Source organism: Pseudomonas meliae, from assembly GCF_001400515.1.
Taxonomy (GTDB): Bacteria; Pseudomonadota; Gammaproteobacteria; order Pseudomonadales; family Pseudomonadaceae; genus Aquipseudomonas; species Aquipseudomonas amygdali.
Window position 1 is genome coordinate 1 of sequence record NZ_LJQT01000096.1, and the last position, 7583, is coordinate 7583.

General features: G+C 57.0%; 5 protein-coding genes. All 5 read left to right on the top strand.

Annotated elements, in window-relative coordinates; all coding sequences use genetic code 11:
* Nucleotides 1-231: 231 nt before the first annotated feature.
* The 5 genes from ALO64_RS04320 (at nt 232) to ALO64_RS04340 (ending at nt 7490) form a co-directional block, all read left to right on the top strand.
* On the top strand, nt 232-969 hold the full coding sequence (locus tag ALO64_RS04320; RefSeq protein ID WP_044345349.1) for a GntR family transcriptional regulator: 738 nt from the start codon (nt 232-234) through the stop codon (nt 967-969).
* An 813-nt stretch (nt 970-1782) separates the two neighbouring features.
* Nucleotides 1783-2559: a DUF3050 domain-containing protein gene (locus tag ALO64_RS04325; protein ID WP_044345351.1), complete on the top strand. Its 777-nt coding sequence runs from the start codon at nt 1783-1785 to the stop codon at nt 2557-2559.
* Nucleotides 2560-2601: 42 nt separating this feature from the next.
* Nucleotides 2602-3549, top strand: a complete 948-nt coding sequence (locus ALO64_RS04330; protein WP_044345353.1) for a diiron oxygenase — start codon at nt 2602-2604, stop codon at nt 3547-3549.
* A complete protein-coding gene (locus ALO64_RS04335; RefSeq protein ID WP_044345355.1) occupies nt 3546-6980 on the top strand; it encodes a non-ribosomal peptide synthetase in 3435 nt (1144 codons plus the stop codon). The genes ALO64_RS04330 and ALO64_RS04335 overlap by 4 nt, the downstream gene beginning before the upstream one ends.
* A 33-nt stretch (nt 6981-7013) precedes the next feature.
* Entirely contained in the window at nt 7014-7490 is a 477-nt protein-coding gene (locus ALO64_RS04340) for an SRPBCC family protein (RefSeq protein WP_044345357.1), read from the top strand.
* Nucleotides 7491-7583 lie beyond the last annotated feature (93 nt).

A 7583-nucleotide genomic window follows, 5' to 3' on the forward strand; every position in this document is an offset into this window, starting at 1 on the left:
TTTTTCAGAGGATACTTAGCTGCGAATGCCCACTCGGTACACGGAGCGAATGAGCGCTAAGATAGGCGCGTACTCATTGAGGCTCGCAGGGCTGAACCGCAACCCGGCACTTGCAGCAAAACATGATGATGCTTCTATTTTCGCGACTTACTGGCAAGTCTTGGCTAGTCTGTCGGCAATCCAGCGATTAATTGGACTTTATCCAGCCAAGGTTGATGAAGAAGTAGACCGATGCGCAAATCAGATAGAGAAGCCTTTCTAAGCTCCGTACTGGGCAACGAGCAGCCTCCGGCGCACCTTGCCAGAACCGTGATTGAAGAAAAGCTGCGAAATGCCATTATCGATGGCAGTCTTCCCAGTGGCACGGCTCTGCGCCAACAGGAGCTGGCCACGCTGTTTGGCGTCAGCCGCATGCCTGTGCGCGAAGCACTGCGCCAGCTTGAGGCGCAGTCGCTGTTGCGGGTCGAAACGCACAAGGGCGCAGTAGTCGCACCGTTGATTACCGAAGACGCAGTGGACGCTTATGCCTTGCGGATCCTTCTGGAGTCCGAGGCGTTGCGCTTGTCCATTCCGTTGCTGGACGCGGACGATCTGGCAGCGGCTGCAGGCTATATCGAGCAGCTTGAAGTCGAGACGGACTTCGGTCAGATCGGCAGGCTCAACCGGATGTTCCACTTGTCGTTGTATGCCAAGACTCACAACAAGCGCCTGATGCGCCTGGTTGAAGAAGGTCTGAACGAGGAAGAGCGCTTCTTGCGTTTCAATCTTTCCGCCATGGGGCTGGGCAAGCTTTCTCAGGATGACCATTGGCATCTGCTGCGGCTCGCCGAACAGAAAGCGGTCGAGCCATGTGTCGAAGCGCTGCAGCACCACCTCAACCGCGGCGTGCAGGCCGTCACCCAGTACCTGAGCAGCAACAAGGCCATCAACGCCAAACCGGCCCGTACAGCAAAGAAAACCCCCTCCTGAATCATTGAGACGGCTAATCCACCAGGCAATGGCATGACGCCTGCAGATTAGCCGCTCGCACTTCCCCCGCGCTTTCCCAACCGACCTTCAACACTGGTCAGGCCCGACGCCTGGCATGGCGTTTTCATAGCTATTTTCCTGATCTGCCGAGTGGCCCGACACAGGAATCAGGCAAACTCGGGCGAGGCCCAGAAGAATCAACCTGAGGGTGTTCTCTGGCTACGGCTGAACTGTCCACGCAGCACCGGAGCAGTTCTGTGTTCATTTGAACCCAATGAACAAGGAGTTGTTGAACGGGGCAAATCGACATTGGAAGTCATTTCCAACATTGCCCATTAAAAAACCCAGGCACCTGATTATTCAGCATAACGGCAACGCTGAGTGAGGCATTCACTCATTATTGATAATTCTGACTCAATCAGTCGGAAGGGTTGCCTGCGCCCCTATAAAACATATTCCACGTGTTTTATATGGCAACTTACACGCCACAAAAACAACAACTTAAATATTATTAAAAAAGAATTGCGCACTGCATTAAATTTGTTTTAAGTTTTCTTCGCCGTCAGCGTAATTGACGGCAGCCGGACTCAAAGCCGCAATCCATAAGGGCTATAGCCCGGCAAGTTGAAGTTATGGGCGCTCTTGAATGGCTATAACCGACGTGCAGTTTCGGCGAATTATCGCCTCTGCCTTCAGGCCTTTGTTTGCCTTGCATTCAGGTCTTTCATCACATTCACCTTGCACGGGCGACACGTTAAAACTTCGAATAACTGTACTGCCACCTACCGCTACCATGACCATAGGGACATCACCATGCATTGTGAGAAAACGCTGCTCGACCAAAAGAAAGTTGAACTTAGCCGTCACCCGATCTTTGCCGAAATCACGACGTTGGGCGTATTGCGACGCTTTATGGAAACCCATGTATTCGCCGTCTGGGATTTCATGTCTCTGACCAAACGTCTGCAACAGGAACTGACCTGCACGCAACTGCCGTGGCTGCCCCCGACCGATGCCTGCGCCGCCCGCCTGATCAACGAGATCGTGCTGGGGGAAGAGTCCGACGACCGATTGGATTCAGGTCATTACAGCCACTTCGAGCTGTACCTGGACGCCATGCGCGAGATTGGCGCGAGCACGTTACAGATCGAGCGTTTCATCCAGCTGCAGCAGCAGGGCCTGCATTACACAACGGCCCTGCAACGGGTCAACGCAGGCCAGGCCGCATCGGCATTCGTGACGCGCACCCTCGACACTGCCCTTCATGCGCCGGCACACAGCGTTGCTGCGGCGTTTCTGCACGGGCGCGAAAGCGTCATCCCACAGATGTTCCAGAGCATCCTCGACGACTGGGGCATCACCGTCGAACAGGCACCCACCTTCCGTTACTACCTGGAGCGCCACATCGAAGTGGACTCCGAGGACCACGGCCCGGCAGCGGAACAGTTGCTGGCCCGTCTGATTGGCGGCGACGCGCAGCGTGAACGAGAGGTGTATCAGGCGGCCATCGCAGCGGTGGAAAGCAGGGTCCGGCTATGGGACACGCTGCGCATGAGCATGCGCGCGCCATTGATGCAGGCCAGTGCGTAACACCCGCTCGCAACACCCTGAAGCCTTTACAAGGAAGACATCATGAAAGCAGAAGACTACACGTCGTTCATCGATGCGTGGGAAGGCCGCGCCACCATTCGTACTCGTCCGCGCAGAATGGTCGAGAACGATGAAAAACTGATCTACCCCCTCAGCCGTCAGCCGCTGGTGCTCAGTGACACGTTTACCCGCGATTGCGCGCATTTGCGCGATTACGCACTGGTGCAGAGCCTCTATAAGTTCATCAACGATGTGGTGATCTTTGAAACCGAGATCGTCGACAAGACCGCACGCAGTATCGCCAAGGACAACTTCACGATTCGCTTCCCGTTTGCCTGCCGCTATGACGCGATGACAGTGGTGGTCGACGAGGACTATCACGCGCTGGTGGCGATGGACTTCATGCAACAGACCATCGCGCTGACGGGCATCGAGCCTATCCAGCTGCCTGACGAAATCGAACTCAGCCGGGCCATACCCGCCGCGCTGGCTCTGGCTCCGGAGCATCTGCGCAGTGCAGTTGAACTGATCTGCGTGGCTATCGCGGAAAACACCGTGACAAATGACGTAGCGGCGTTCGCCAAGGACGACTCGGTCAAGCAATCGGTCAAGGGACTGATGGCTGACCATCTGCTGGACGAGGGACGTCATTCGGGTTTCTGGGCACGGCTGGTACGAATCTACTGGCACACCGCAGATGAGCAGGATCGGGAATCCATCGCGCGCATCCTGCCGGTGTTTATCGCTCAGTATTTGACCAATGACATACAGAACGGCTTCGATTTCACCCTGATCGAACACTTGCAGGTGCCGGACACCATCAAGCAGGCGCTCAAGGATGAAACCAGGGCCGTGAGTTTCCCAGTCAACCGCCACCACCCACTGGTCGCCAATATCATGCGCTTCTTCAAGAGCAGCTCGATGCTGGACGATCCCTGTGTGCAGCGTGCGCTGGCGGACTATCTGCCGGTTCAGGGGACGCTGCAATGAAGCGCCTGGAGATTGTGCTCATCGGTCACAGCCTGACCCTGAGCGAGCTAAATACCGAGCTTCAGGACCACGGGCATGGCGTGCGGCACCTGTCTGACCAGCAGGCACTGTATGCGTTGACGATGCCTGACGGTTGCGTCCTGATCGAGGACGGCAGTCTGGACCTTCGCGGGGTACGAGGCCACGGCACTCATCTGGGCCTGCGGGTCGGCTTCAGCGCGGCGCTGGCGCACGGTCTGCCTCGCCTGGAGCTGCTCTGCTGGCATGGGCCGGCCTATGTTCGACGCCTGATAGCTCATGAGTGGCTGCCGGCCGAGGAGTCAGGCAACGGCCGCGTACTGCGTGATGCGGCTGTAGCAGGCATGGTGGGGATGGTGGCATTGCAGGTCAGCCGACTGTCCAGGGACGATGATTATTTCAACAGTCTGCCTACTGCAACACCCGCTCAGAGTGACCGGCAGGATGGTTTGCAGGCGATTGATCATTTGCTCTTCGAGCATCGTCTGAATCAGACAGAGCAATCCCACCTGCTGAAGCGGGCTGAAACCTCGATCACCGAGCGGCTGGAACAGGCGCTGCTGATGTTTGCCGAACGTCCAGCACTGTCCGTTCGCAATCAGACGCTCAGCTATCGTGAACTGCACGCGCACAGCATCGCCATTCAGCGCCTGTTGCTGCCTTTGCTGGCGTCTGCGAAAGCCGACACGCCTCCGGTGATCGGCATCTGCCTGCCCAAGTCACCCGAGTTGTATGCGGGCATTCTGGCGATTCTGGGCTGCGGTGCGGTTTATCTGCCGCTTGATCCTGGCCAGCCTTTGCAGCGTCAGCAGTACATTCTGGAAAACTCGGGAGCGATGCTGTTGCTTCACGACGGCTCGCACCCTCTGGCCGCTGCGGAGTTTCCGGCACTGGATATTGCTGCGGTGCCTATGGGGAATCCCGTTTCAGCCCGCATGCGCGTTCATGCCTCGCAGAACGCGCCCTGCATGGCGCTGTACACGTCAGGCACCACCGGACAGCCGAAAGGCGTACTGCTCAGCCAGCACAACCTCAGCCATTTCACTGCCTGGTACGCCGAGTATGTCAGCCTGCGCGAGCAGAGCCGGGTGCTGCAGTTTTCTACGTTGAGCTTTGATTCGTCGATCATCGACATTTTTCCCACCTGGCTCAGTGGCGCTGAACTGGTGGTGCCTGATGAAGACCAGCGGCGTGATCCATTGCAACTGATCAGCGTGCTGCAACAAGGCATCACTCACGCGTTTCTGCCACCGGCACTGTTGAGCATTCTGCCGCTGGATCAGCCTTTGGGGCTGGAGCATGTCATGACCGGGGGCGACGTCTGTGAGCCGCATGTGATTGCGCAACTCACCAGGCAGTGTCATTTCCACAACCTGTATGGCCCCACCGAAGCCACCGTATTGGTCACGGCCGTTGAGTTCGGGCTGTCCAGCAGCAATCGACATCTGGGACGACCGATTGCCAACAGCCAGGCTTGGATTCTCGACGAGCAATTGCAACCCGTAGCGGAGCAAACGCAGGGTGAGCTGTATATCGTCGGTCCTGGTGTTTGCCTGGGCTACGTAAACAATCCCCCGCTTACCGCCGAGCGCTATGTGTGGCTGACCAAGCCGGACGGACAGCAACTGCGGGCCTATCGCACCGGCGATATCGCCAAGTGGACGGCTGATGGCATCGTACTGAGCGGACGCCGCGATAATCAGGTGAAGATTCGCGGCTTTCGGGTCGAGCCGGAAGAGATCGAGCATTGTTTGCGCGACAGCGGGCTGTATCGACAGGTGGCTGTGGTGATCGACGGGCAGCGACGCATTCTGGCGTTTCTCGCTCAACCGTATCGTGAGCATGACGAACAGGCGTTGAGAGCGCATGTGCAACGTCTGCTGCCTGACTACATGCATCCTGCTGTGTACACGACGCTGCCCGGTCTGCCGTTTGCCAGCAACGGCAAGGTCGATCGTAAGGCACTTCTGGAAATACCGTTGAGCTTCAGCGGACAACGCACGGGGCGTCTGCCACAGACCGAGCAGGAGCAAGCGCTGCTGGCGTTATGGGCCGAGCTGCTGGAACTGCCGTCAGAAGATATCTCTACGGACGAAAGCTTTTTCAATCTGGGCGGTCATTCGATTCTGCTGTCACGTCTGTTGCTGGGGGTTCGTGAGCGGTTTGGGCGCAGCATTCCAATCAACCGTTTTATAGAAGCACCTACCGTCCTGACACTGGCCAGCCTGATCGACAGCGATGGTGCTTCGGCTTACACCATCAGTGCGCAGGCACTGTTGGATGCCGATGCGAATAACCCGCTGGCGACTTTGCCCATCAGCCAGTTGGGTGATGTTCACAAGGTAATTGTCACCGGTGCCAACGGTTTTCTCGGTGTGCATATCGTTGAAGCGCTGTTGAACTGGGGGGCGACAGAGATCGCCTGCCTGGTTCGTGAAGCTGCGGGGCAAAGCGCACAACAGCGTTTCGAGCATTCACTGCGGGAAAACCGCCTGGATCATCTGGACCTGAGTCGCGTGAAGGTCTACGCCGCTGACGTGACAAAGCCCAGGCTGGGTCTCAGTGAAGCGGTATATGAACGACTGGATAGCGAGTTCGGTGCGCTGGTGCATAACGCTGCCAATGTGAACCATGTTCAGGACTATGAAACCCTCGTCAAAGACAATGTTGCGCCGGTCTTTGAATGCCTGAAGCTGTGTGAGGGGCGCAGCAAAAAGATCTTCAACTTCGTCTCGACCCTTTCCGCCTGTAGTGCAGTCGATGCTGCCGGCAATGTGCTTGAACAGCCCGCTGCCGCTACCCCGCCGATCTACATCAAGAACGGTTACAACCTGTCCAAATGGGTAGCTGAGCGTGTTCTGCAGCGCGCGCGCGAGCAAGGTGCCTGGGTGAACATCTATCGGCCCGGCAACATAGCGTTCAACAGCGTCACCGGCGTATGCCAGCCGCACAAAAACCGCCTGATGCTGATGCTCAAGGGCTCACTGCAACTGGGTCAGGTTCCGGCGTTCGCTATCAACTTCGACCTGATGCCGGTGGACTTCCTGGCACGCTTCATCGGCTTCCATGCCAGTCGCTATCAACCGGAACACGCTGTGTTCAACCTGCATAACCCCGAGCCCTTGAGCTGGAATAACTATGTGGAAGCCTTCCGCGGAGCAGGCCCTCAGTTCGAGTTGGTCAGCGTCGAGCAATGGCAGGCCCAACTCAGCCGTGTCGACAGCCAGAACGCTTTATTTGGCGTGCTGGGTTTCTATCTCGACGGGTTTGAAGAAGACATCGGCGACATCTCGATGATCGAGTACCGCAACACCCTCAGCGGTATTCACCGTATGGGCGGGCATTACCCCCAGAAAACCCCTGAGCTGCTGCGCAAGGGCTGCGATTACCTGAAAGAAATCGGCTTCATCTGAATTGATACCCCACTGACGTAAATGGAGAAACACATGAGCACACTTCACAGTAATCTGAAGCCCGACACCCTTATCCGCAACCCGGTGTCGTGCCGAGTGGTTTCAACCGTGGATGTCCCCGGTAATGCAGCCAGCGTATGGGCTGTGGTCGGGAATTTTGGTGGTTTCCAAGCCTTCATACCCGCGCTGGACAGTATTGAAGTCACCAGGGAAGGGCCAGGCTCGGTTCGAAGGAAACTGTTCAAGGACGGTAACGTGGCCATCGAACAACTGAACTCCCGGGATGATCAGGCGCTGTACATGACCTGGTCACTGATCCACACCAGTTTACCGGTGAGTAACCTATGGGCGGCAATGACTGTTGAAGCTACCGGGGAAGGTGCGTGTTTGGCCCGTTGGACGATCGTTGCCGACCCTGTTCAGGGAGGTCCTGAAGGGGATGCATTTGAAGCGTTTCTTCAGGGGTTTGCTGACGGTGCGATGAGTAACGTACGCAGCCTTTTTGGCTGACTCATGCACTATCCAGCCCGCTCAGCGCGAAAGCCTGCGCGGGCTTTTTTGGGGCTCCATAACGACAAAACCCCTCATCGCAAAAGCGATGAA

Bases quoted from the DNA above. Each gene is read 5' to 3' on its own strand.
- ALO64_RS04320 (WP_044345349.1), top strand. From the start codon at position 232: ATGCGCAAATCAGATAGAGAAGCCTTTCTAAGCTCCGTACTGGGCAAC.
- ALO64_RS04325 (WP_044345351.1), top strand. From the start codon at position 1,783: ATGCATTGTGAGAAAACGCTGCTCGACCAAAAGAAAGTTGAACTTAGC.
- ALO64_RS04340 (WP_044345357.1), top strand. From the start codon at position 7,014: ATGAGCACACTTCACAGTAATCTGAAGCCCGACACCCTTATCCGCAAC.
- ALO64_RS04335 (WP_044345355.1), top strand. From the start codon at position 3,546: ATGAAGCGCCTGGAGATTGTGCTCATCGGTCACAGCCTGACCCTGAGC.
- ALO64_RS04330 (WP_044345353.1), top strand. From the start codon at position 2,602: ATGAAAGCAGAAGACTACACGTCGTTCATCGATGCGTGGGAAGGCCGC.